The organism is Streptomyces sp. NBC_00569, from assembly GCF_036345255.1.
GTDB lineage: Bacteria > Actinomycetota > Actinomycetes > Streptomycetales > Streptomycetaceae > Streptomyces.
Genome location: NZ_CP107783.1, coordinates 3,336,108 through 3,357,737, shown reverse-complemented (window position 1 = coordinate 3,357,737; position 21,630 = coordinate 3,336,108). Strand labels below are relative to the sequence as shown.

General features: G+C 70.9%; 23 protein-coding genes. 8 read left to right on the top strand and 15 right to left on the bottom strand.

Annotated elements, in window-relative coordinates:
• Nucleotides 1-21: 21 nt before the first annotated feature.
• Nucleotides 22-1,251: an AI-2E family transporter gene (locus OHO83_RS15050; protein ID WP_329433831.1), complete on the top strand. Its 1,230-nt coding sequence runs from the start codon at nt 22-24 to the stop codon at nt 1,249-1,251.
• Nucleotides 1,252-1,272: 21 nt separating this feature from the next.
• Here OHO83_RS15050 and OHO83_RS15045 read toward each other — a convergent pair whose 3' ends face one another.
• From OHO83_RS15045 to OHO83_RS15035, 3 genes are all read right to left on the bottom strand, one after another.
• Nucleotides 1,273-2,091 carry a hypothetical protein gene (locus OHO83_RS15045; RefSeq protein WP_330279613.1) on the bottom strand — a complete coding sequence of 273 codons (819 nt, stop codon included), beginning with the start codon at nt 2,089-2,091 and terminating at the stop codon, nt 1,273-1,275.
• Nucleotides 2,091-2,531 (bottom strand): hypothetical protein, encoded by a 441-nt coding sequence (locus OHO83_RS15040; protein WP_330279612.1) that lies wholly within the window; start codon nt 2,529-2,531, stop codon nt 2,091-2,093. Before OHO83_RS15040 ends, OHO83_RS15045 begins: the two co-directional genes overlap by 1 nt.
• 159 nt (nt 2,532-2,690) lie before the next feature.
• Nucleotides 2,691-2,984, bottom strand: a complete 294-nt coding sequence (locus OHO83_RS15035) for a hypothetical protein (RefSeq protein WP_330279611.1) — start codon at nt 2,982-2,984, stop codon at nt 2,691-2,693.
• A 297-nt stretch (nt 2,985-3,281) separates the two neighbouring features.
• Here OHO83_RS15035 and recA point away from each other — a divergent pair, with 297 nt between their 5' ends.
• From recA to OHO83_RS15015, 4 genes are all read left to right on the top strand, one after another.
• Complete coding sequence (gene recA / locus OHO83_RS15030; protein ID WP_266674837.1) at nt 3,282-4,406, top strand: recombinase RecA; 1,125 nt, start codon at nt 3,282-3,284, stop codon at nt 4,404-4,406.
• 3 nt (nt 4,407-4,409) lie between these two features.
• Nucleotides 4,410-5,180 carry a recombination regulator RecX gene (gene recX, locus OHO83_RS15025; protein ID WP_330279610.1) on the top strand — a complete coding sequence of 257 codons (771 nt, stop codon included), beginning with the start codon at nt 4,410-4,412 and terminating at the stop codon, nt 5,178-5,180.
• A 338-nt stretch (nt 5,181-5,518) separates the two neighbouring features.
• Entirely contained in the window at nt 5,519-6,727 is a 1,209-nt protein-coding gene (locus tag OHO83_RS15020; RefSeq protein WP_330279609.1) for a helix-turn-helix domain-containing protein, read from the top strand.
• Nucleotides 6,724-9,258 carry an ABC transporter permease gene (locus OHO83_RS15015; RefSeq protein ID WP_330279608.1) on the top strand — a complete coding sequence of 845 codons (2,535 nt, stop codon included), beginning with the start codon at nt 6,724-6,726 and terminating at the stop codon, nt 9,256-9,258. Before OHO83_RS15020 ends, OHO83_RS15015 begins: the two co-directional genes overlap by 4 nt.
• 78 nt (nt 9,259-9,336) lie before the next feature.
• Here the strand turns inward: OHO83_RS15015 and OHO83_RS15010 are convergent, their stop codons facing one another.
• The 8 genes from OHO83_RS15010 to OHO83_RS14975 form a co-directional block, all read right to left on the bottom strand.
• Nucleotides 9,337-9,762, bottom strand: a complete 426-nt coding sequence (locus OHO83_RS15010; protein WP_266674841.1) for a rhodanese-like domain-containing protein — start codon at nt 9,760-9,762, stop codon at nt 9,337-9,339.
• A 23-nt stretch (nt 9,763-9,785) separates the two neighbouring features.
• Complete coding sequence (locus tag OHO83_RS15005) at nt 9,786-10,313, bottom strand: cysteine dioxygenase (protein WP_266674842.1); 528 nt, start codon at nt 10,311-10,313, stop codon at nt 9,786-9,788.
• A 103-nt stretch (nt 10,314-10,416) separates the two neighbouring features.
• Entirely contained in the window at nt 10,417-10,464 is a 48-nt protein-coding gene (locus OHO83_RS15000; protein ID WP_309506048.1) for a hypothetical protein, read from the bottom strand.
• A 71-nt stretch (nt 10,465-10,535) separates the two neighbouring features.
• Nucleotides 10,536-12,143, bottom strand: a complete 1,608-nt coding sequence (locus OHO83_RS14995) for an FAD-dependent monooxygenase (RefSeq protein WP_329433823.1) — start codon at nt 12,141-12,143, stop codon at nt 10,536-10,538.
• A 185-nt stretch (nt 12,144-12,328) separates the two neighbouring features.
• Nucleotides 12,329-13,216, bottom strand: a complete 888-nt coding sequence (locus tag OHO83_RS14990) for an amino acid ABC transporter permease (RefSeq protein WP_329433822.1) — start codon at nt 13,214-13,216, stop codon at nt 12,329-12,331.
• Entirely contained in the window at nt 13,213-13,860 is a 648-nt protein-coding gene (locus OHO83_RS14985; protein ID WP_266674845.1) for an amino acid ABC transporter permease, read from the bottom strand. Before OHO83_RS14985 ends, OHO83_RS14990 begins: the two co-directional genes overlap by 4 nt.
• 135 nt (nt 13,861-13,995) lie before the next feature.
• Entirely contained in the window at nt 13,996-14,916 is a 921-nt protein-coding gene (locus OHO83_RS14980) for a glutamate ABC transporter substrate-binding protein (protein ID WP_266674846.1), read from the bottom strand.
• Between the two features lie 63 nt (nt 14,917-14,979).
• The gene (locus OHO83_RS14975; RefSeq protein ID WP_330279607.1) at nt 14,980-15,756 is read right to left on the bottom strand and encodes an amino acid ABC transporter ATP-binding protein; all 777 of its coding nucleotides are present in this window, start codon (nt 15,754-15,756) and stop codon (nt 14,980-14,982) included.
• A gap of 315 nt (nt 15,757-16,071) precedes the next feature.
• On the opposite strand from OHO83_RS14975, the gene OHO83_RS14970 reads away from it, so the two are divergent.
• Both OHO83_RS14970 and OHO83_RS14965 read left to right on the top strand, forming a co-directional pair.
• Nucleotides 16,072-16,758, top strand: coding sequence for a response regulator transcription factor (locus tag OHO83_RS14970; protein WP_266674847.1), 687 nt, complete (start codon nt 16,072-16,074; stop codon nt 16,756-16,758).
• 9 nt (nt 16,759-16,767) lie between these two features.
• The gene (locus OHO83_RS14965; protein ID WP_330279606.1) at nt 16,768-18,174 is read left to right on the top strand and encodes a HAMP domain-containing sensor histidine kinase; all 1,407 of its coding nucleotides are present in this window, start codon (nt 16,768-16,770) and stop codon (nt 18,172-18,174) included.
• A 17-nt stretch (nt 18,175-18,191) separates the two neighbouring features.
• On the opposite strand, the gene OHO83_RS14960 is transcribed toward OHO83_RS14965, so the two are convergent.
• Complete coding sequence (locus OHO83_RS14960; RefSeq protein ID WP_266674849.1) at nt 18,192-19,187, bottom strand: TAXI family TRAP transporter solute-binding subunit; 996 nt, start codon at nt 19,185-19,187, stop codon at nt 18,192-18,194.
• Between the two features lie 147 nt (nt 19,188-19,334).
• Between OHO83_RS14960 and OHO83_RS14955 the strand changes: the two genes are divergently transcribed.
• Nucleotides 19,335-19,793, top strand: coding sequence for a nuclear transport factor 2 family protein (locus OHO83_RS14955; RefSeq protein ID WP_116509098.1), 459 nt, complete (start codon nt 19,335-19,337; stop codon nt 19,791-19,793).
• A gap of 95 nt (nt 19,794-19,888) precedes the next feature.
• On the opposite strand, the gene OHO83_RS14950 is transcribed toward OHO83_RS14955, so the two are convergent.
• The 3 genes from OHO83_RS14950 to OHO83_RS14940 all read right to left on the bottom strand — a co-directional run bounded on the left by OHO83_RS14950 (nt 19,889) and on the right by OHO83_RS14940 (nt 21,596).
• Nucleotides 19,889-20,038 carry a hypothetical protein gene (locus OHO83_RS14950; RefSeq protein ID WP_266674850.1) on the bottom strand — a complete coding sequence of 50 codons (150 nt, stop codon included), beginning with the start codon at nt 20,036-20,038 and terminating at the stop codon, nt 19,889-19,891.
• A 65-nt stretch (nt 20,039-20,103) separates the two neighbouring features.
• The gene (locus OHO83_RS14945) at nt 20,104-21,036 is read right to left on the bottom strand and encodes an MBL fold metallo-hydrolase (protein WP_330279605.1); all 933 of its coding nucleotides are present in this window, start codon (nt 21,034-21,036) and stop codon (nt 20,104-20,106) included.
• Entirely contained in the window at nt 21,033-21,596 is a 564-nt protein-coding gene (locus OHO83_RS14940) for a flavin reductase family protein (RefSeq protein WP_266674852.1), read from the bottom strand. Before OHO83_RS14940 ends, OHO83_RS14945 begins: the two co-directional genes overlap by 4 nt.
• Between the last annotated feature and the right edge of the window lie 34 nt (nt 21,597-21,630).

Here is a 21,630-nt window from a genome sequence, read left to right as displayed (position 1 = left end):
GGCGTGGGCGAGACTGGCTCCGTGGCACCCATAGACGAGACTTTGCAGGCGGCATCCGACGCCTCTCCGCCCGGCCGGACGCCCTCTGGGGGCGGGGCCGCGAGTGCGCGTGCGCGGATGCCGGGCTGGCTGCCGCGCGCCATGGTGCTCGCCTTGGCCCTCATCGCCTGTTTCCAGCTGGGCAGTTGGGCGTTCCACCAGCTCACCGGGTTGTTGATCAACGTGTTGATCGCGTTCTTCCTGGCGCTCGCCGTGGAGCCTGCCGTCAGCTGGATGGCCGGGCGCGGCATGCGCCGGGGGATGGCCACCGGGGTCGTCTTCCTGGGCGTCACGATCGCCGGCGCGGGTTTCGTGGTCCTGCTCGGCTCGATGCTCGCGGGCCAGATCGTCAGCATGGTCGAGGACTTTCCCGACTACCTCGACTCGGTGATCAACTGGATCAACCAGACGTTCCACACGGACCTGAACAGGGTCGCCGTCCAGGACAGCCTGATCCACTCCGACTGGCTCCAGAAGTACGTCCAGAACAGCGCGAGCGGCGTCCTCGACGTGTCGGGGCAGGTCCTCGGAGGCCTGTTCCGGCTGCTGACGATACTGCTCTTCTCGTTCTACTTCGCCGCCGACGGCCCCCGGCTCCGGCGCGCGCTGTGCTCGGTGCTGCCGCCCGCCAAGCAGGCGGAAGTGCTGCGCGCCTGGGAGATCGCGGTCGACAAGACCGGCGGCTATCTCTACTCGCGCGGCCTGATGGCACTGATCTCCGGGATCGCGCACTACATCCTGCTCGAGGCCCTGGGCGTGCCCTACGCGCCCGTGCTCGCCGTCTGGGTCGGCCTGGTGTCCCAGTTCATCCCGACCATCGGCACGTATCTGGCGGGCGCCCTGCCGATGCTGATCGCCTTCACGGTCGACCCCTGGTACGCGCTGTGGGTGCTGATCTTCGTGGTCGTCTACCAGCAGTTCGAGAACTATGTGCTCCAGCCCAAGCTGACGGCGAAGACCGTGGACATCCACCCGGCGGTCGCCTTCGGCTCCGTCATCGCGGGCACGGCGCTCCTCGGCGCGGTCGGCGCGCTGATCGCCATCCCCGCGGTGGCGACGCTGCAGGCCTTCCTCGGGGCTTATGTGAGGCGTTACGACGTCACGGACGACCCGCGGGTGCACGGCCACCGCACCAGATCCGGTGCGTCCCTCCTCGCGCGCCTGCGGGCCGTCCTGCGCAAGCCGGACGATTCGCGGGACGACTCGCGGTAGACAGCTGCCGGCAGAGCGCGCTCAGTAGGTGATCGCCGCCCAGATCCCGGCGGCGGCGACGGCGGCCGCATAGCAGGCGACCGCACCGCGCATCACGCCGTTCCTGGTCGTCTCGTTCCATGCCGTACGGGAGACCAGCCAGGCCAGCGCGGGCAGGACGAGTACGGCGTGCAGGCTGACGCCGTGCAGCGGCTTGAGGGGCGCGGTCGAGTGATAGGCCGCGTCCTGGTGGCCGGTCTTGGTGAGGACCACCCCGCGCGCGATCATCGCGGCGCCGGACGCCAGCGCGACGAGCAGCATCGCGAACCCGGACCGCAGTGCGAGCGGCATTCCCGTGGGCCCCGACGGCCGGTGCCGGAACGAGGCGGCCGCGAACACGGAGAGCAGCACGACCAGGATCCCGCCGCCCACCGCGAGGGACATGGACACGGCGGTGTCGAAGCCGGACTCCATGTTGAGATGCGAAGGCACCCGCCGCCATGCCTGGAGAGTGATCCCGCCGACCTCCAGGACACAGTCGGCGGCGAACACCACGAGCAGGACGTTCCTGGTGCGGGCGCCGATCCGTAGATACGACGTCACCCAGGTGAGGGCGATCAGCGTCAGACCGAAGGAGACGCCGAACGTGACCGGCTTGCGCCACGAGACAGGTCCGTCCCACGGCCCTCCGTCGACCGCGAAGACCAGCAGATGGGCGAGGCCGGAGAGGGCCAGGATCGCGCCGGTGGCGTAGCAGAGGCGCTCGGAGGGGCGGGCGGCGCGCCACAGGTCACGTACCGCGCCGGTCAGGGCCGGGCGTGCGGGGCCCGGCAGGGGAGTCGCTGTGGTGGGCGAGGACATCAGACGCGCACCTCCTTGGTGCGGCCGAACCGGAACACGGACAAGGCACCGGCCACGACCATGACAGCGAAGGCGAGGAACTCGGCCGGCGCGGACGAGATGAGGAGCGAGTCGCCCGAGGAGAGGTGGTCGCCGGTGTCGGGAGCGACCACGGCGCCGACGCCGATGAACCCGCCGACGGCCAGGGCGAGCCCGGCGGTCCAGCCGTTCGGCCGCCAGACCGGCAGGGCGGCGGCCACCACCGGGACGACGATGCCGGGCGGCACGGCGGGGTGGTCGGTGCCGGCCGCGATCTGGCCGACGATCGATGACGCGAGCAGCGCCAGGGAGGAGAGCGGGACGACGACGCCGGGGCGCCGGACCGGGCGGCGGTCCCTCGGGTGCTCCGGGAGCAGGTCCTCCTGCGGGATCCCCGGGCGGTGGTTCTGCGCGTTCTCCATGGCACAAGCCTCGCGATCGGGGACCGTGCCGTCGTCCCCCGGCCGAAGGCACCGCGCGTACGCCGGGGGGAGTATCCCCGGAGGGGAGGGGCCGGTGGTGGCCGGGCTTCAGGCTGCGGGGCTGCCGGTCGAGACCGGGCTCTCAGAAGGAGCCGTAGGTCACCAGTACCCGCCGGCCTTCTCGGTGGCGGTGCTCACATGGGCTCTGTCGCGACCGATCGCCCAGCCGTCGGTGGCGGAGGCGGCGGCGACGTCCATGATCTCGGCGTCGTCGGACTCGCTGACGTACGCGCTGCGCCAGCTCTCCCCCTCCGGCAGACCGGCGGACGGCGAGGCCGGAGCGGGCGGGGGCGAGGCCTTCCCGGAGCCGCTCGTATCCCGTCCGCACCCCGTCAGAGAGAGGATGAGGACGACGGACAACAGCGCGGTCCTGTGGCGCAGGGGCCGGGGCATCCACGGACCTCCGGGCCTCGGGGAGCCCCGGAGTCGCCTCGGGGAGCGCCAGAGTCTACGAGCCCCGCATCGCAGGGCGCGTGGTGCGCGTGGTGCGCTTGACACCAAAATCGAACATCCATTCTTATGGAGTGTCCGGCGGCTCTCTCCCCAGTGTTTTCGGGGATTTCGGTGAGAGTGGCAGGGCTGTGAGCCTCGAGTTATCCACAGGCGGACGGGCGTCGAGGCCGATTGTCAGTGGCAGGCGTTAGCGTCTTTGACGTGAAGCGATCGACTCAAGCAAATCGGGTGGAACCCATGGCAGGAACTGACCGCGAGAAGGCGCTCGACGCCGCGCTCGCACAGATTGAACGGCAATTCGGCAAGGGCGCAGTGATGCGCATGGGCGAGCGGCCGAATGAGCCCATCGAGGTCATCCCCACCGGGTCGACCGCGCTCGACGTGGCCCTCGGCGTCGGCGGCCTGCCGCGCGGCCGCGTGGTGGAGGTGTACGGGCCGGAGTCCTCCGGTAAGACGACCCTGACGCTGCACGCCGTGGCCAACGCGCAGCGGGCCGGTGGCGCCGTGGCGTTCGTGGACGCCGAGCACGCCCTCGACCCGGAGTACGCGAAGAAGCTCGGCGTCGACATCGACAACCTCATCCTGTCCCAGCCGGACAACGGTGAGCAGGCGCTCGAGATCGTCGACATGCTGGTCCGCTCCGGCGCGCTCGACCTGATCGTCATCGACTCCGTCGCCGCCCTGGTGCCGCGCGCGGAGATCGAGGGCGAGATGGGTGACTCGCACGTGGGTCTGCAGGCCCGTCTGATGAGCCAGGCACTCCGGAAGATCACCAGCGCGCTCAACCAGTCGAAGACCACCGCGATCTTCATCAACCAGCTGCGCGAGAAGATCGGCGTCATGTTCGGCTCGCCGGAGACGACGACCGGTGGCCGTGCGCTGAAGTTCTACGCCTCGGTACGGCTCGACATCCGCCGTATCGAGACGCTGAAGGACGGCACCGACGCGGTCGGTAACCGCACGCGCGTCAAGGTCGTCAAGAACAAGGTCGCGCCGCCCTTCAAGCAGGCCGAGTTCGACATCCTCTACGGCCAGGGCATCAGCCGCGAGGGCGGCCTGATCGACATGGGCGTGGAGAACGGCTTCGTGCGCAAGGCCGGCGCCTGGTACACGTACGAGGGCGACCAGCTCGGCCAGGGCAAGGAGAACGCGCGCAACTTCCTGAAGGACAACCCCGATCTGGCCAACGAGATCGAGAAGAAGATCAAGGAGAAGCTGGGCGTCGGTGTGAAGCCGGAGACGCCCACGGCCGAGCCCGGTGCCGACGCGGCGGGTGCCACCCCCGCCGAGGACGCGGCCAAGACGGTGCCCGCGCCCGCGAGCAAGGCCACCAAGTCCAAGGCCGCGGCGGCCAAGAGCTAGTCCGTGACGCGACGAACCGACTGGGCCGATCACGCCTACCCCGCCTCCCCGACGGACTTGGGCGACGGGGGCCCGGGTGACCCGGACGGGCACGGGGCGCCGCGTGACGGCGACGAACCGAGTGACGGCGACGGGGCACGGGGCGGTGGCGGTGCCCGTGGCGGCGGGCGCAGCCGTGGCCGTCGGCGGCGCGGCGGCTTCGGCGAAGCGGCCGGAGGGCAACAGGACAGCGGCTCTCCGTCCTCGTCGAGGGCCGAGAAGGGGGAGCCGCCCGCGGACCCGGCGGAGCGGGCGCGCGGCATCTGCCTGCGCCTGCTCACCGGGCAACCGCGCACGCGTAAGCAGCTCGCCGACGCGCTGGCGAAGCGGGACATCCCCGATGAGGTGGCGCAGGAAGTGCTGTCCCGCTTCGAGGAGGTCGGTCTGATCAACGACGGCGCCTTCGCGGACGCCTGGGTGGAGTCGCGCCATCACGGCCGGGGGCTGGCCCGGCGGGCGCTCGCCCGGGAGCTGCGGACCAAGGGGGTGGACTCGGCGGTGATCGACGAGGCCGTCGGGCAGCTCGACTCCGAGCAGGAGGAGGAGACCGCCCGCGAGCTCGTGGCCCGCAAGCTTCGCTCCACACGCGGCCTCGACCGCGACAAGCGCCTGCGCCGCCTTGCGGGCATGCTCGCCCGCAAGGGATACCCGGAGGGCATGGCGCTCAGGGTGGTCCGCCAGGCCCTGGAGCAAGAGGGTGAGGAGACCGAGGACCTCGGGCTCGGGGACTTCTGAACTCCGCCCGGGCGGGAGATTTTTGAGCCCCTGGTCGGGGAGGTTTCTGAGCCCCCGGTGAGGGAACTTCGAGCTCGGGCCGGGTGAAGGGTGTGCGAGCCGACGCGGCGATCGCGGCCGCGTCCGCCTGGTCCGGGGCCTTCGAGCTCCGCCGGGTGTGTGGGCTCCTGAGCTCCACCGGGTGAGGGGTTTGTGAGCTCCGCCTGGTGAGGGAGAGGGCGGCGTCGGTACGGGGGTCCGACGCCGAACTCGCCCTCACCCAGGTGGGGTTAACCCCCGGGTCATGACGCCTGGTCGCCGCAGTGCACAGGGGTGTGTGCACAGGTGAGTGTGTAGGTATGACACCGGAACCCGGCTCCGCCGCTCCCGCCGGCGGCCAGGAGCTGAGCGATCTCAGCGCTCTGAAGGCGCTGGCGCAGCCCCGTCGCCAGCAGATCCTCCAGCACCTCACCCTCCACGGCCCCGCGACCTCCGCGATGCTGGCCCGCGACCTCGGGCTCAACACGGGTGCCACCAGCTACCACCTGCGTGAGCTGGCCCGCTATGGATTCGCCGAGGAAAGCTCGACCCAGGGCCGGAGCGTGGGTGGCCGTGAGCGCTGGTGGCGAGCGGTCCCGGGCGACCGCCGCTTCCCGCCCCGCAGCCGCCAGAACATCGAAACCCGGCTCGTCATGGACGAGTTGAACCACCTCTCGTACGCCGCCGACCTCGAACTCTTCGAGCAACTCCAGCGGCAGGGGCAGGACCTGGGGGAGTGGGCCGACGCCTTCCCCTACTCGCGCGGCACGATCCGGCTCACGCTGCCCGAACTTCGCACGTTCTTCGAGGAGTTCATCGCCCTCCTCAACCGCTACACGCGCCCCGACAGCGAGACCCCGGACGGCGCACGCACCGTCCTGACCCGCCTGCTCGCCTTCCCGGCACCGACCCGCGCCGACGGCACCCGCGCGGATGACACCTGCGCCGACGGCACCCGTGCGGGCGACGCCTCGGTGCACCAGGCCTCGGCGCACCGAGCTGCGGCCGGTGATGCCCCGGCAGGTCAGGCTCCGGCGCACCGAGCTGCCGCCGGTGATGCCACGGTGCACCAGGTTCCGGTCGGCGATGCCTCGGTGCGCCCGGCTTCCGTGCGCCAGGTGACCGTCGGCGATGTCAGGGCGCACCAGGCTCCGGCGCGCCAGGTTCCGGTCGGCGATGCCCCGGTACATCACGCTCCGGCGCGCCGAGCTCCCGTCGACGATGCCCAGGCGCATCACGCTCCGGCGCGCCAGGTTCCGGTCGGCGATGCCCCGGTACATCACGCTCCGGCGCGCCGAGCTCCCGTCGACGACGCCCAGGCGCATCACGCTCCGGCGCGCCAGGTTCCGGTCGGCGATGCCCCGGTACATCACGCTCCGGCGCGCCGAGCTCCCGCCGACGACGCCCACGCGCGCCAGGTCTCCGCCGGGGACGCCCCGGCCCACCGAGCCGCTCCCGCCGACAAAAGTCAGGCTTCGGCCGAGGGAATCCCGGCCTCCCGCACCACCACAGAGACGGATACGCCATGATGCTGCGCTACGCACTGCACACCGTCCGGGACCGCAAAGGGGGGTTCCTCGGTGCCTTTCTCGCCCTCATGTGCGCGGCCGCCCTCATCACGGCCTGCGGCACTCTTCTGGAGACCGGCCTGCGCGGCACCATCCGCACCGAGCGGTACGCGGCCGCCCCCGTGGTCGTCTCCGCCGACCAGAACGTCCACCGGACCACGGTCAAGCACAAGAAGGGCAAGACCAAGGTCAAGCACAAGGCCAAACCCATCGCCGAGCGGGCCTGGTTGCCCGAGGGCACCGCGGGACGGATCCGCGACCTCCCGGGCGTCGAGCGGGTCGTCCCCGAACTCACCTTCCTGGCCCAGGCCTTGGCGCCGGGAGCCGCCGCGCCCGACAGGCCCGCGTACGGCCACGCCTGGGACTCCGCCGCGCTGACCCCCTACGCCCTGACCGCCGGGACCCCACCCGCCGAGCCCCAAGACCTCGTAGTGGACCGGGACCTGGCGGACCGTGCCCACCTGACGCCCGGAGACAGCCTGACCGTCCAGTCCACCCAAGCGCCGCGCACCTACCGCGTCACCGGGATCGCCGCGCCCGCCGGGCATGCGTCAGTGACCCACCAGACCTCCCTGTTCTTCACCCCTTCGGAGGCCCGCCGCCTCGCCGACCACCCCGGCCAGGTCACCGCCCTCGGCGTCATCCCCGCCCCCGGCCAGAAGCCGGCAGAGCTGGCGCGTGCCGTCGCCAGGGTGCTCGACGGCACGACCGCCCAGGTCGCCACCGGCGACGCCCGTGGCCCTGTCGAGTTCCTCGACGCAGCGGGTGCTCGTGTCAAGCTCGTCAGCATGGGCGGCGCGATGGGCGGCACCTCCCTTCTCGTCGCGGTCCTCGTCGTCGTCGGCACCTTCGCGCTCTCCGTTCAGCAACGCCACCGCGAACTCGCCCTGCTGCGTGCCATCGCGGCCACGCCCGGGCAGATCCGCAAGCTCCTGGGCCGTGAGGCGCTCATCGTCGGAGCTGCCGCGGGTGTCCTCGGCTCCCTCGCCGGGCTTCCGCTCGGAGGGTGGCTGTATCACCGCTTCGTCGAACTCGGAGCGGTACCGCCGACGCTCGAACGGACCGTCAGCGTCTTCCCCTTGTTCGGGGCCGTCGGTGCCACGCTCCTCGGCGCCTGGGCCGCCGCCCGGATCTCCGCCCGCCGAATCGCCCGTATCCGCCCGGCCGAAGCGCTCACGGAGGCCAGGGTCGAGCGTGCCCGGCCCGCCTGGGGTCGAGTCGCGGCCGGGATCGCGCTTCTCGCGGGAGGCGCTGTCCTCGTCGCCGTGCTCAGCGTGCTGCGTACCGAACCGGCGTCAACTCCCGTGACCTTCCTCGCTGTTGTCGTCCTCGCCTCCTCCGTCGCATTGCTCGGCCCGCTCCTCGTGAAGGGCGCCGCGGCCCTCCTGGCCGGACCGCTGCGCCTCACCGGGCCCGGCGGCAAGCTGGCCACCGCCAACCTCCACGGCAACGCCGCCCGGATGGCCGCCGCCGTCACCCCGCTCGCCCTCCTCATCGGCATGACCTGCACCGTCCTCTTCACCCAGCCGACCCTGGGCAACGCGGCACGAGCTCAGGCACGCGAAGGCATCCGGGCCGACTGGATCGTCGCGGCCCAGGGCCCAGGCGTCCCCGCCGAGGCCGCACGCAAGCTCCGCACGGCCAAGGGCACCGTCGCGACCGAGATCGTCCGCACCACCGTGCGTGTAGGACTCGACAAGTACCCGACTCAGGGCGTCACCCGCGAAGGCCTCACGCGTACGTGGGACCCGGACGTCACCTCGGGATCACTGAAGGACTTCCGACGGGACGGCGCCGCCGTCAGCGAACTCGCCGCCGATCGACTCCACTTGAAGCCCGGCAGCAGGCTGACGCTCGGGGACGGCACACCGGCCACCCTCACTGTGGCGGCCGTCTACGCGAAGGGTCTCGGCTTCGGGGATCTGACCCTGGCCCATGACCTGGTGGCCCGGCACGTCGACAATCCCCTCGCCTCCTCCGTACTCGTCAGGACCAGCCGGACACAGGAACAACTCACGGGTACGGTCCGGGAGTTCCCCGGTCTGCGCGTTCTCGCCCCCGAGGCGGCCGACGACCTGCAGGCCGAACGCCAGCAGGACAACGCCGAGGTCAACCTCCTCGCCATGGGCCTGATCCTCGCGTTCACCGCGATCGCCGTCGTCAACACCCTCGCGATGTCGGTCTCCGAACGGATCCGGGAGTTCGCGATGCTCCGCCTCGCGGGCGCCACCCGCCGTCAGGTCCTGAGGATGCTGCGCACCGAGGCCCTCGCCGTGCTGTTCATCGGCACGACCCTGGGCAGCGGTATCGCACTGGCCGTCCTGACGGCGTTCAGCGTCGGCATGACCGGCAGTGCCGCCCCCGCCGTCACACCCCTCGTCTACGTGGCCGTGGTCGCCGCCGCCGGACTCCTCGCGCTCACCGCGACCGCACTGCCGGGCCGCGCCGCCCTGAAGCCCCGACCGGTAGAGGTGGCAACAGCCAAGGAGTAAGGGGCAGTACGCAATGGTGGGCGCCCCTTACATCGGGGGGCGCCCACCATCACGTACTCCTACAGCCGCACGCGACCGTCACTCGGCCACCGGCAGCCCCGCCGCCTTCCAGGCCTGGAAACCGCCGACCAGATCCGTGGCCCGGTGCAGCCCCAACTGCCTCAGGGAGACAGCGGCGAGGCTCGACGCGTAGCCCTCGTTGCAGACGACCACGACGCGCAGATCGTGGCTCGTGGCCTCGGCAGCGCGATGGCTGCCCTGCGGATCGAGCCGCCACTCCAGTTCGTTGCGCTCCACCACGAGTGCCCCGGGGATCAGCCCGTCCCGCTCGCGCAGCGCCGCGTAGCGGATGTCGACGAGGAGCGCGTCCCCCGCCGTGGCGGCCGTGTACGCCTCATCGGTCTCGACCCGGTCCAGGCCGAGCCGCACCCGGTCGAGCAACTCGTCGATGCCCTCGGGCCGTTCAGCCCGCGAGCCGCTCACGTCACTCACTCCAACGGTCACGTCACCCACCCTGCCCTCTCCGCTCACTGCCAGTCCTCCGGCCGCTCCACGGTCTCGAGTCGCAGCACCGAGCCCGTGCGGCTGTAGCGGCGGATCTGCGGGAGCGGCGGGTAGTAGGCGTGCACGGAGATCGCGTGCTCGCGCCCGGACTCGTTGAGAACCTCGTGCACATGGTGCTGCCCGAAGGCCCTGCCCGTGCCCGCGGCCAATGTCCGTTCGCGGTCGACTCCTTCGGCCAGTTCGAGCGTCTTCCAGCCGTCGGCGGGCAGCCGGGCCGCGAGTGAGTTCTCCTTGAGCTCGCCCGACGCCGTGAGGAAGGCACCGACGGATTCGGCGTGGTCGTGCCAGCCGGTGCCGGTGCGGGGCGGCCAGCCGATGAGCCAGGCCTCACTGCCGCCGGGGCCTTCGAGCCGCACCCATGTGCGGCCCTCGGGGTCCAGGGGGAGCGAGGCGATGAGTTCATGGTCCTCGGCGGTACGGCGTACGAAGTCGAGGAGGTCACGCTGCGTGGGTGCGGCGGTCACCAGGGAAGGGGTGGCTGAGGCAGACACGGATACCGTCCTGAAGGTTCGCGGAAAGCGCGCGAGAAGGCCCGGAGGAACCGGAAGGACCGGTGAACCCGGGGAAAGGGGCGCGCACAGGGGAGAGGCGAATTCAGCAGGACGGACGACACACGCAGCCCGCATAGCGGACGAGGTCCATATGGACCCTCCGCCACAGGCGCACATCGGTGTCGGTCACGCTCCGGAGTACACCATGGCGGAGGGGGTCGGTCAACTCGTTCCGGCTGCGCTCCCGGCCTTCGCGCCGTCCTCCACGGGCCCCCCGAGCGCGGCTTGCGCGGCCGCGTACAGCTCAGCGGGACGCACCCCGCTCAGGGCCGTGACCAGGTGGCCGTCCGGGCGCACCAGCAGAACGGAGTGCGCCGGGGCGCCCGGGTAACTCTCCGCGACGAGCAGCTCCGCCTCGTGCGGCAGGGCCGTGACGGCGGCCGCGAGCCGTGGCATGACCCCGGCCGAGACCCAGTGCCGCCGCTCCCACACACCCGTGCCGGGTGCGATCAGGACGACGAGCAGGTGCCCGAGGCCGAGCCGGTCCCGCAGCCGGGCGAAGGACCCGTCCGGGGCGGTGACCCGCACGTCCCGGACGGGCGCGCCGGGAGCCGTACCCACGTCGACCGCCGCTTCGGAGGGCTCCGGTGCGAGAGACGATTCGCCGTACGTCCCCGGAGCGCCCAGCGCCCCGTGCCCCAGGTGACCGTCCGTGAGCAGCGCGTCATGGCCGCGCGTGGATCCGGCGACGTACGAGCGCAGCCCCTTGCCGCCCCGCAGTATCGGCAGCGCCTGATCGGCGGCGCGCAGCCGGCCCGCGACGACGGCGCGGCGCTCGGCCTGATAGCTGTCGAGGAGCGCCTCGTGCGGGCCGTCGTGCCAGGCGAGGGCCAGCTTCCAGGCGAGGTTGTCCGCGTCCCTCAGGCCCTCGTCGAGACCCTGGGTGCCGAGCGCGCCGAGCAGGTGCGCGGCGTCCCCGGCGAGGAAGACCCGGCCGACCCGCCACCGCCTGGCCAGGCGGTGGTGAACCGTGTGCACTCCCGTGTCCAGCAGCTCGTACGGCGGTGTGGAGCCGGAGCACCAGCCGGCCAGCGTCTCCCGGATGCGGGTCACCAGGATGTCGGGCGTGACCAGCTCGCTGCGGGGCGGCAGCAGCCAGTCGAGGCGCCAGACGCCGTCGGCGAGGGGGCGGCCGACGACCTCTCCGCCGGACGGGCCCGACGTCCGCCAGGGAAGGTTCCGATGAAGCAACGCCTCACCGGGCCAGGGAAGTTCCGTGCGCAGCGCGGCGACGGCGTGTCGCTCGACGGACGTGCGGCCGGGGAAGCGGATGTCTAGCAGCTTGCGGACCGTGGAGCGCGGGCCGTCGCAGCCCACCAGGAAGCTCCCGCGCCACCAGGTGCCCTTCGGGCCGCGGGTGTGTGCGGTCAGCGCGCCGCTCTCCTGCTCGATCGAGTCGAGGCGGCTGTTCACGGCGACCTTGATGAGCCGCTCGCCGGCGGCTGCCTCCCGCAGGGCGCCCGTCAGTTCGTGCTGGGCCAGATGCAGGGGCGAGGGCATCTGCTCACCGAAGGAGAGCTCCCGCATCACCTGTTTGCGCCGCAGGGAACGCCAGCCCGTCCAGCGCGCGCCCGTCGCGTCGAACGACGTCCGGGCGAGCCGCTCCACGAGGGCGGCGGTGTCCTCGCGGAGGATCACGGTCCGTGCGGGGCGCTGTTCGTCCTTGCCGGGGCCCTCGTCGAGCACGACGGAGGGCACGCCGTGGCGGGCGAGAGCGAGGGAGAGCGTGAGCCCGACAGGACCCGCGCCGACGACGATCACCGGGTCCACGGCGCGACTCCTCCTGCCCCGGGGAGTGCTGTGGGAGGCGTACAAGAAAGGGCAGTTGGAGCGGGGTGCGCGATCACAGAACGTATGCAACCCATTGCGGGTGCTTGCGTCAAGTGACGGAGGCAGCGGCGATCAGGCCACTGCCTCCGTTTGCTCACATCTCGTCAGTTCTTCTGCAGAGCCGCTCAGTCGGTCCCGTCCACGACGGAGGGCTCGGTGGCGGCAGCCACCGCGATGCCCGTCTTCGCGCGACGGCCGCGCCGCTCGATCCAGGTGGCGAGCCCGGCCAGGGCCAGACACAGTGCCACGTAGATCGCGCCGACGACGATGACCACCGCGGTGATGGGGTTCTCGCCGTTGACGATGATGTTGCTGGCCATCGTGCGGGCCGCGAACAGCAGCTCGCTGTACGTGATGATGTAGCCGAGCGAGGTGTCCTTGAGGGTCACCACGAGCTGACTGATCATCGTCGGCAGCATGGAGCGCACGGCCTGCGGCAGCAGCAGCATCGTCATGACCTGCGACTTGCGCAGTCCCAGCGCGTACGCGGCTTCCACCTGTCCGCGCGGCACGGCGTTGACGCCCGCCCGGATCACCTCGGCCTGCACACAGCCGTTGTAGACGGTCAGGCCGATGACGAGCGCCCAGAAGGCGGTGTTGTCGCCGACGACGCCGAGGTCGTTCTTGTAGGTCAGGAACAGGAACCACAGGGCGTAGATCGTGATCAGCAGCGGGATCGCGCGGAACAGTTCGATGAAGCCGGTGGCGGCCCAGCGGACCGTCTTGTGCTCGGACAGGCGCGCGACGGCCAGGAGCAGGCCGAGCACCAGGGAGAGCACGCCGGCGACGGCGAACACCTTCAGCGTGGTGACCACGCCGTCGCGGATGCTGGTCCGCACACCGGCGTTGTTGAAGATGTTCCAGACCTCGGGCTCCAGCTGCCCCTTGACGTTCATCCGGTAGAGGGTGAACGCGACCAGGCCGAGCACGGCCAGGGAGCCGGCGACCGTGTAGATGCGGTTGCGCACCCGGGCCCTGGGGCCCGGTGCGTCGTACAGGACGCTCGAACTCATCGTGCGACCCCCATGCGCCGCTCGAGCAGCCGGAAGAGACCGCTGATGGTGAAGGTGATGACCAGGTAGCCGAGAGCCACCCAGAGGAAGATCCAGGCGATGGCGAAGCCCTGGTCGCTGAGCAGCTTCTGCACACCGAACAGCTCGGTGACACTGAACGCGCCCGCGATCGCCGAGTTCTTCGTCAGCGCGATGAAGATCGAGCTGAGCGGCGGCAGGACGGTGCGGGTGGCCTGCGGAAGGATGATCAGGCGCAGCGTCTGGAAGAAGGTCATTCCGATGGACCGGGCGGCCTCGGCCTGTCCCAGCGGCACCGTGCCGATGCCGGACCGGACGGCCTCGCACACGAACGCCGAGGTGTAGAAGCCCAGCGCCATGAGGGCCTTGGCCCACGGGCTGAGGCCCGGCATGAAGATGACCGGAACGACGAACCACGCCACAAGGAAGAGCAGGGTCAGCGGGGTGTTCCTGAAGAGCGTGACCCAGGCGGTGCCGAAGAAGCGCAGCGGGGGCACGGGTGAGACACGGAACCCGGCGATGATGACACCCAGGACCATCGCGAGGAGCCCGCTGGCCAGGGTCAGCAGGACGGTGCCTATGAACCCCTCGCGGAATTCCGCGAGATGGTCGAGCAATACGTTCACGGGGATGTCCTCGTGGGCGGCGGCGGACAGGCAGCGAGGACCGTGCCACGGGCGCACTGTGCGGTGGCGCCCGTGGCGGGCCGGTCACTGCCGGGGGGTCGTACGGTGCGGGCCGGGGCCCGCACCGTCAGCGCGTCAGTAGCGCTCGAGCGCCGGCGGCGCGGTGTACGCGGACTTGGACAGGCCGAGCGTCGCGTCGTACGCCTTCTTGTAGTCGCCGTTCTTCTCGTGCGCCTCGAGGGCGTTCGAGACCGCCTCGCGCAGCGCCTTGTCGTCCTTGTTCATGCCGACGCCGTAGGGCTCCTCGGTGAACGGCTTGCCGACGACCTTCAGCTTGCCGGGGCGCTGGGCGGCGTAGCCCTTGAGGATCGCGTCGTCGGTGGTGACGGCGTCGACCTCGTTGTTGAGCAGCTGCTGCACGCACTCGGAGTACTTGGACAGCTCGACGGTCTTGGCGCCGTACTTGGCCTTCTTGATCTCCTGGAGCGGGGTCGAGCCCTTGATGGAGCAGACCGTCTTGCCCTTGACGGACTCGGGGCCCGTGATGCCCTTCTCGTCGCCGCGGACGAGGAGGTCGGCGCCGGCCATGAAGTACGGGCCGGCGAAACCGACCTGCTTCTTGCGCTCGTCGTTGATCGTGTACGTGCCTACGTAGAGGTCGACCTCGCCCTTGGAGATGGTCGTCTCACGGACGTTCGAGTCGATCGTCTTGAACTCGATCTGCGACGGCTTGAAGCCGAGGTCGGCGGCGACCATCTTGGCGATCTCGATGTCGAAGCCGGAGCGCTTGCCGTCGGTGTCCTGGAAACCGAGGTACGGCTGGTCGTTCTTGGCGCCGATGACGATCTTTCCGGCCTTCTGCGCCCGCTTCAGCGTCGCGGAGTCCAGCTTCACGCCCGAGGCGACCGTGTACGTGGGCAGCTTCGGCTGGCCCTTGCCGCCGGCGCCGCCGGCGGGCTTGTCACCGGCGTTGCCGGAGTCGCCGCCGCACGCGGTGGCGGCGAGGGCGAGCACGGCGACAGTGGCCGCCGCGGCGGCGGACTTGCGGAGCTTCATGGTGAATATCCTTCGTGTCGGCAGAATTCGGCCGTGGGAAAGTCGGACGCCCGTGCGTCGGCGTCAGTGGTGCAGGATCTTCGACAGGAAGTCCTTGGCCCGGTCGCTGCGCGGGTTGCTGAAGAACTGGTCGGGGGTGGCCTCTTCGACGATCCGTCCGTCCGCCATGAAGACCACGCGGTTGGCCGCCGAGCGTGCGAAGCCCATCTCGTGGGTGACGACGATCATCGTCATGCCGTCACGGGCGAGCTGCTGCATGACCTCGAGGACCTCGTTGATCATCTCGGGGTCGAGGGCCGACGTCGGCTCGTCGAAGAGCATGATCTTGGGGTCCATCGCCAACGCCCGTGCGATCGCGACGCGTTGCTGCTGCCCGCCGGAGAGCTGTGCGGGGTACTTGTCCGCCTGCGTGCCGACGCCCACCCGGTCGAGCAGGGTGCGCGCCTTGGCCTCGGCCGCCTTCTTGTCCGTCTTGCGGACCTTGATCTGCCCCAGCATCACGTTCTCGAGCACGGTCTTGTGCGCGAAGAGGTTGAAGGACTGGAAGACCATGCCCACGTCAGCGCGGAGGCGGGCCAGCTCCTTGCCCTCCTGGGGCAGCGGCTTGCCGTCGATCGTGATGGCACCCGTGTCGACGGTCTCCAGGCGGTTGATCGTGCGGCACAGCGTCGACTTGCCGGAGCCCGAGGGTCCGATGACGACGACGACCTCACCACGCGCGATGGTCAGGTCGATGTCCTGGAGCACGTGCAGCGCGCCGAAGTGCTTGTTGACTTGGTTCAGCACGACCAGCTCGTCGGCCGCGGGAATGGCGTCCTTGGTCACCGATACATCGGTCATCGGGGTCTTGCTCCATCCTCCTCGGTTGGGAGGACAGTAGTAATGGCGTACAACCAGCGTCATTACATCTGAGGGGAACTTGAGCATAACGATCCGGCTTCGACCGGCCACGATGCGTGAAGAGAGTGCCCCTGTGTGTGAAGAGGGGTGCCCCTGTGCGTACCGGCTGGATAACGGAAGCCGTCCGTAACCGGAACGCTCTTGACGGCGTCCTTATGTTTCGGAGTGGATGCCCTGGTGAGCCGCACGCGCGTGCACGGATAGCGCCTGCCGGCGTGCCGGGGCCGAACGACCGATGAACCGAAGGGGGCCGTGATGAGACTGCTTCTCGTCGAGGACGACGACCATGTCGCCGCCGCTCTGTCGGCGGTCCTCGCCCGGCACGGCTTCGACGTGAGGCACGCCCGCAGCGGCGAGGAAGCGCTCCGGGCGCTCGTCCCCGACGCGGACGCCTTCGGGGTCGTGCTCCTCGATCTCGGCCTGCCCGACCAGGACGGCTACGAGGTGTGCGGCAAGATCCGCAAGCGCACGGCGACACCGGTGATCATGGTGACCGCGCGCGCGGACGTACGCTCCCGCATCCACGGCCTCAACCTCGGCGCGGACGACTACGTGGTGAAGCCGTACGACACCGGGGAACTGCTCGCCCGCATCCACGCGGTCAGCCGGCGCAGCGTGCCGGACGACACCTCCGCGTCGGCCGAGGACGGTCTGCGGCTCGGGTCCGTGCACATCGAACTGCCCACCCGCCAGGTCAGCGTGGACGGTTCGGTTGTCCAACTGACCCGCAAGGAGTTCGACCTCCTGGCGCTTCTCGCGCAGCGCCCCGGGGTGGTGTTCCGCCGGGAACAGATCATCAGCGAGGTCTGGCGCACCAGTTGGGAGGGGACGGGCCGCACCCTGGAGGTGCATGTCGCGTCCCTGCGCTCCAAGCTGCGCATGCCCGCCCTCATCGAGACCGTGCGCGGCGTCGGGTACCGGCTCGTCGCGCCGGCCGCCTAGAGGCCGCGGGTGCGCGCTCGCCTCCTCCCGCTGCTCATCGTCCTCATGGCGGGCGTGCTGCTCGCGCTCGGCTTCCCGCTCGCCGTGAGCGTGGCGGCCGCCCAGCAGCAGAAGGTCGTCGTCGACCGCATCGACGACACGGCACGCTTTGCCGCGCTGGCCCAGTTCGTCACCAAGCGCTCGACGGGTTCCCGCGTACGCGTCACGGACGAGCGCCAGCAGACCCTGCAGAACGAACTCACCCGCTACTACGAGGTGTACGGGATCCGCGCGGGCGTCTTCTACCGCAACAGTGACCCCATGGGGCGCGCCCCGGACGGCTGGCAGCTGCCCCCTGACGGAGCCGTGCGCGAGGCCTTCGACGAGGCCCTGTTCTCGCGCGGCAGCCACGACCCCCAGCAGGTGTGGCCCTGGCAGCGCGGCCGGCTCGTCGTCGCGTCACCCGTCATCAGCGACGGCGACGTCGTCGCGGTCGTCGTCACCGACTCGCCCACCGGCAAGATGCGCTCCAAGACGCTTCAGGGATGGTTGCTCATCGCCGCGGGCGAGGTGGCCGCGATGCTCCTGGCCGTCGGCGCCGCGCTGCGGCTGACGGGCTGGGTCCTGCGGCCCGTGCGCGTCCTCGACGCGACCACCCACGACATCGCCACCGGACGGCTGAAGTCCCGCGTCGCCTCGGCCGGCGGACCGCCGGAACTACAGCGCCTGGCCCGGTCGTTCAACGAGATGGCCGACAACGTCGAGGACGTCCTGGAGCAGCAGCGCGCCTTCGTCGCCGACGCCTCGCACCAACTGCGCAATCCGCTCGCCGCCCTGCTCCTGCGCATCGAACTCCTGGCCTTCGAACTGCCCGAGGGGAACGAGGAGATCGCCTCGGTGCGCACGGAGGGCAAGCGGCTCGCCTCGGTCCTCGACGACCTCCTCGACCTGGCCCTGGCTGAACACACCGAGGCAGACCTGCGGCTCACGGACATCGGCGAGCTGGTGACCGAACGCGTCGGCGCCTGGCGGCCCGTCGCCGACGAGAAGGGCGTGACGCTGACCGAGGAATGCCCCGCGGTCACCGGCTGGGCGGACCCCGTGACGCTGTCGAGCGCCCTGGACGCGGTGATCGACAACGCCCTGAAATTCACCCCCTCCGGCGAGGAGGTGAAGGTCTGCGTCGCCCGTAACGGAGAGTCCACGGAGATCGTGGTGGCGGACCGGGGGCCGGGCCTGCGCGAGGACGAACTCGCGCGGATCGGTGACCGGTTCTGGCGCAGCGCCGGCCACCAGAACGTCAAGGGCTCGGGCCTCGGCCTGTCCATCTCGCGGGCGCTGCTCGCGGCGGGCGGCGGCTCCCTCACGTACGCCCCTCACGAGCCGCACGGGCTGCGCGTCACGGTGGCGGTGCCCCGGACGCACCGGGAAGGCTGAGGCGGCGGGCCGGCGCCCTACGGCTTCACCGAGCGGTAGTAGCGGCGGGCTCCCTCGTGCAGCGCCAGCGGATCCGTGTAGAGCGCCGTCCGCAGGTCCACGAGCTGGGCCGCGTGCACCTGCGTGCCGATGTGGTCGCGGCTGTCTATCACCGTGCGCGTCATCGCCTCCGTGAGGCGGGGGTCCGCACGGTCCGTGGTGACCAGCAGGTTCGCGACCGCCAGCGTGGGCACCGAGGCACCCTGCTGCGCGTCCGGATAGGCGTCCGCGGGCATGACGGCGGCCCGGTAGTAGCGGGACGCGCCGCCCTGCTTGTGCAGCGCGTCGACGAGGTCGCCGAGCTCGACGAGACGGATGGGGTAGTTCTCCGACAGCTTGCGCACATGGGCCGTCGGCAGGCCGCCCGACCAGAAGAAGGCGTCGATGTCGCCGTTCTTGAGCGCCTGGGGCATGCCGTCGATCCCCGTGGAGACCGGCTTCATGTCCTTCTCCAGGTCGAGGCCGGCCGCCTCGACCACGCGCTCCGCGATGAGCCGTACCCCGGATCCCTTCCCGCCCACGGCGACCCGGAGGCCGCGCAGGTCCTGGACCGACCTGATCGACGACGAGCGGGGCACGACCAGCTGCACGTAGTCGTCGTACAGGCGGGCGCAGCCGCGCAGCCGGTCCCCGCCGGCGCCGCCCTGAAGCCTGTACTTCTCCACGGCGTCGGCGGCCGCGATCGTGAAATCGGCCTTCCCCGTAGCGACCCGCTCGACGTTCTCCTGGGACCCCTCGCTGTTCGTCAGGCGCACGTCGAGGTCCGGCAGGTCGTGGCCGAGCGCGGTCTTCAGGAGGTTGCCGTAGCGCTCGTACACCCCGGTCCGCTGGCCCGTGCTGAAGGTCACGCTGCCCCCCGGCCTCCCGTCGTCCAGCGGCAGCAGCCACCACAGGAGCAGCCCGAGGACCACGAGGGCGGCGGCCGAGCCCTCCAGGGCTCGGCGCCTGCTGACACGGGGGAGGGCCTTGGGCATGCGGGCGATCCTGCCATTTCACTCACCGTGCTGGCCAGGGGCGTCGGCCGGTCACCGCGAGCGCCTCTCCAGTCACGCTGCAGCCACGCCCGGCAGGCTGATGCCGACGACAGGCGGCCGGAAGGGCCGCCGCGAAGGGAGTTCGCCATGTCTCAGTCCGTCGGGACCCTCCGCCAGCAGGTCACGGGTGACCTGTACGCCGAGGTGCAGACGTTCTACGCCCAGCAGATGCGACGGGTCGACGCCCTGGACATCGAGGGCTTCGCCGACACGTTCACCGACGACGGGGAGGTCGTCCACGCCGGCGGTCAGCGTCAGAGCGGCCGGGTGGAGATGATCGCCGGGATGCGCGCCAACCTGCCGCGCTACAAGGACATCGCCGTACGCCACTGGTTCGGCCACCTCCTCATAGAGGCCGACCCCCAGGACGAGGACACCATCCGGGTCTCCTACTACACGCTGGTCACGCAGACCGACCGCGAAGGGAAGGTCTCCTTCCAGCCGACGTTCACCGTCGACGACGTGCTCGTACGCCGCGACGGAGGGCTGCTGACCCGCTCCCGCGTCATCCACCGCGACAGCCCCGCCGCTCCCGCGGCCTCCTGACCGGCCCGTACCCGGACATCCGGCACATGGCCGAGGGGCCCCCTCGACAGGGGCCCCTCGGCCATGTGCCGGACCGGTTGCTCGTCCCCGGCGGCTCAGTCGATGCTCCGGCAGATGTGCGGTTCACTCCCGTCGTCGTCGAGGTCCCCGGCCAGCAGCAGTGGTATCCGGCACGGCACTCCATGGAGCTCGAGGTACGACGGCAGTGTCACCTGCGTCTCGTGGTTCAGCAGGATCGTCTCCATCGACGACTCCTTTCATTGCGGCGGTTTCGGCTCAGTACGTCGGTTTCGGCCTCTCGGGTGTGCGGTCAGGCGTGGCAGGAGGGCAGGGCGCCGTGGAAGGCGACCATCTCCTTGAAGGACGCCGCGACATCGATACGGGCGCCCGGTGCCAGGCCCTCGAGCTCGGCGTACGCGCGGTGCAGGTTTCCGACCAGGCGCTCGGAGTCCAGGAGCCCGGCGAAGGCGCCGAGGTCCGCGTCCCGGGCCGCCTGGAGCGGGCCCACGCCGCGCCGCAGGCCGTCCCGTGCGAGGTCCTGGAGCCGGCGGACGTAGGCCTCCGTCGCGTCGAGGAGCTCGGGGCCGCCGACCGGACCGTGCCCGGGGACGACCACGGAGGCACCGAGCGCGCGCATGCGCTCCAGGGCCCGCAGCGACCCGGTGACGGAGCCCATCAGGAGATACGGGGTCACCCCCGACCACACGACGTCCCCGGTGAACAGCACGCCGCGCTCCGGCACCCACGCGATCACGTCGTTCGCGGTGTGGGCGGGGCCCACGTGGAGCAACTCGGTGCGCAGGCCGCCCTCCGCGTGCAGGGTGAGCTCGTCCCGGAACGTGAGCGTGGGCAGCGTCAGCGGGGTCTCGCCCCACTCGACGTCCGGCCACAGGTGGCGCAGGCCGAGGCCCGCCTCCTGCGTGTCGGACCGGGTGCCCGCGTGTGCCACGACGGCGGCACGCGGCGTGAACTGGCCGTTGCCGAACGTGTGGTCGCCGTGGAAGTGGGTGTTGACCACGTAGTCCGGGCCGCCCGGCACCACGCGCTCCACCTCCTCCCGCAGCCTGCGGGTGCGGGACTCGGTCGCCGCCGTGTCGATCAGGACCGCCTGGCCGCCGCCGGCGACGAGGCCGGCGTTGTTCAGGCACCAGCCGCCCTGCGGCTGGACGAAGGCGTACACCCCGTCGGCGACCTCGTGCAGGGTGCCGGGCGCCGCCACCGAGGACGCGGTTGTCGCACTCACGCGGCCGCCTCCCGCTGCTCGACGGACGAGGCGGACGAGGCGGGTGACAGCCGGCCGAACCTGCCCTGGTGGAACAGGAGCGGGTCCGGCTCGGACGACCCGCCGGACAGGGCGACGACCCGGCCGATCAGCAGCGTGTGGTCACCGGCCGTGTACTCCGCGTCCAGCACGCACTCGACGTACGTCTCCGCGGCGGGCAGCACGGCGTTGCCGGTGACGCCTTCCTCGGCACCGAGGCGCAGCATCGCGGCGCGGCCCTCGGGCCGGTCGGGCCGGCAGAATTCCAGCGCCAGATCCAGCTGTGACTCGGCGAGCACGTTCACGGCGAAGCTGCCCGAGCTCGAGATCCGCGGGCGCATCCGGCCGGAAGCCTTGACGGACACGAGGATCAGCAGCGGGTCGAGTGAGACCGAGGTCAGGGTGTTGAGCGTCATCACGAGGGTCTCGTCGCCGCTCCCTTGGGTGAGCAGGGTGACGCCCGTCGGGAATCGGGCCATCGCGGCCCGGAACGCGGCCACGTCGGGTTCGGCCAGCAGCGCGCCGGCGGTCACAGCAGTCATGCCAGACACTCCTTTTCTGCTCGTTTTCTGCTCG

Bases quoted from the DNA above. Each gene is read 5' to 3' on its own strand.
- OHO83_RS15045 (WP_330279613.1), bottom strand. From the start codon at position 2,091: ATGTCCTCGCCCACCACAGCGACTCCCCTGCCGGGCCCCGCACGCCCG.
- OHO83_RS15040 (WP_330279612.1), bottom strand. From the start codon at position 2,531: ATGGAGAACGCGCAGAACCACCGCCCGGGGATCCCGCAGGAGGACCTG.
- OHO83_RS15035 (WP_330279611.1), bottom strand. From the start codon at position 2,984: ATGCCCCGGCCCCTGCGCCACAGGACCGCGCTGTTGTCCGTCGTCCTC.
- recA (WP_266674837.1), top strand. From the start codon at position 3,282: ATGGCAGGAACTGACCGCGAGAAGGCGCTCGACGCCGCGCTCGCACAG.
- OHO83_RS15020 (WP_330279609.1), top strand. From the start codon at position 5,519: ATGACACCGGAACCCGGCTCCGCCGCTCCCGCCGGCGGCCAGGAGCTG.
- OHO83_RS15015 (WP_330279608.1), top strand. From the start codon at position 6,724: ATGATGCTGCGCTACGCACTGCACACCGTCCGGGACCGCAAAGGGGGG.
- OHO83_RS14990 (WP_329433822.1), bottom strand. From the start codon at position 13,216: ATGAGTTCGAGCGTCCTGTACGACGCACCGGGCCCCAGGGCCCGGGTG.
- OHO83_RS14980 (WP_266674846.1), bottom strand. From the start codon at position 14,916: ATGAAGCTCCGCAAGTCCGCCGCCGCGGCGGCCACTGTCGCCGTGCTC.
- OHO83_RS14975 (WP_330279607.1), bottom strand. From the start codon at position 15,756: ATGACCGATGTATCGGTGACCAAGGACGCCATTCCCGCGGCCGACGAG.
- OHO83_RS14970 (WP_266674847.1), top strand. From the start codon at position 16,072: ATGAGACTGCTTCTCGTCGAGGACGACGACCATGTCGCCGCCGCTCTG.
- OHO83_RS14960 (WP_266674849.1), bottom strand. From the start codon at position 19,187: ATGCCCAAGGCCCTCCCCCGTGTCAGCAGGCGCCGAGCCCTGGAGGGC.
- OHO83_RS14955 (WP_116509098.1), top strand. From the start codon at position 19,335: ATGTCTCAGTCCGTCGGGACCCTCCGCCAGCAGGTCACGGGTGACCTG.
- OHO83_RS14950 (WP_266674850.1), bottom strand. From the start codon at position 20,038: ATGGAGACGATCCTGCTGAACCACGAGACGCAGGTGACACTGCCGTCG.
- OHO83_RS14940 (WP_266674852.1), bottom strand. From the start codon at position 21,596: ATGACTGCTGTGACCGCCGGCGCGCTGCTGGCCGAACCCGACGTGGCC.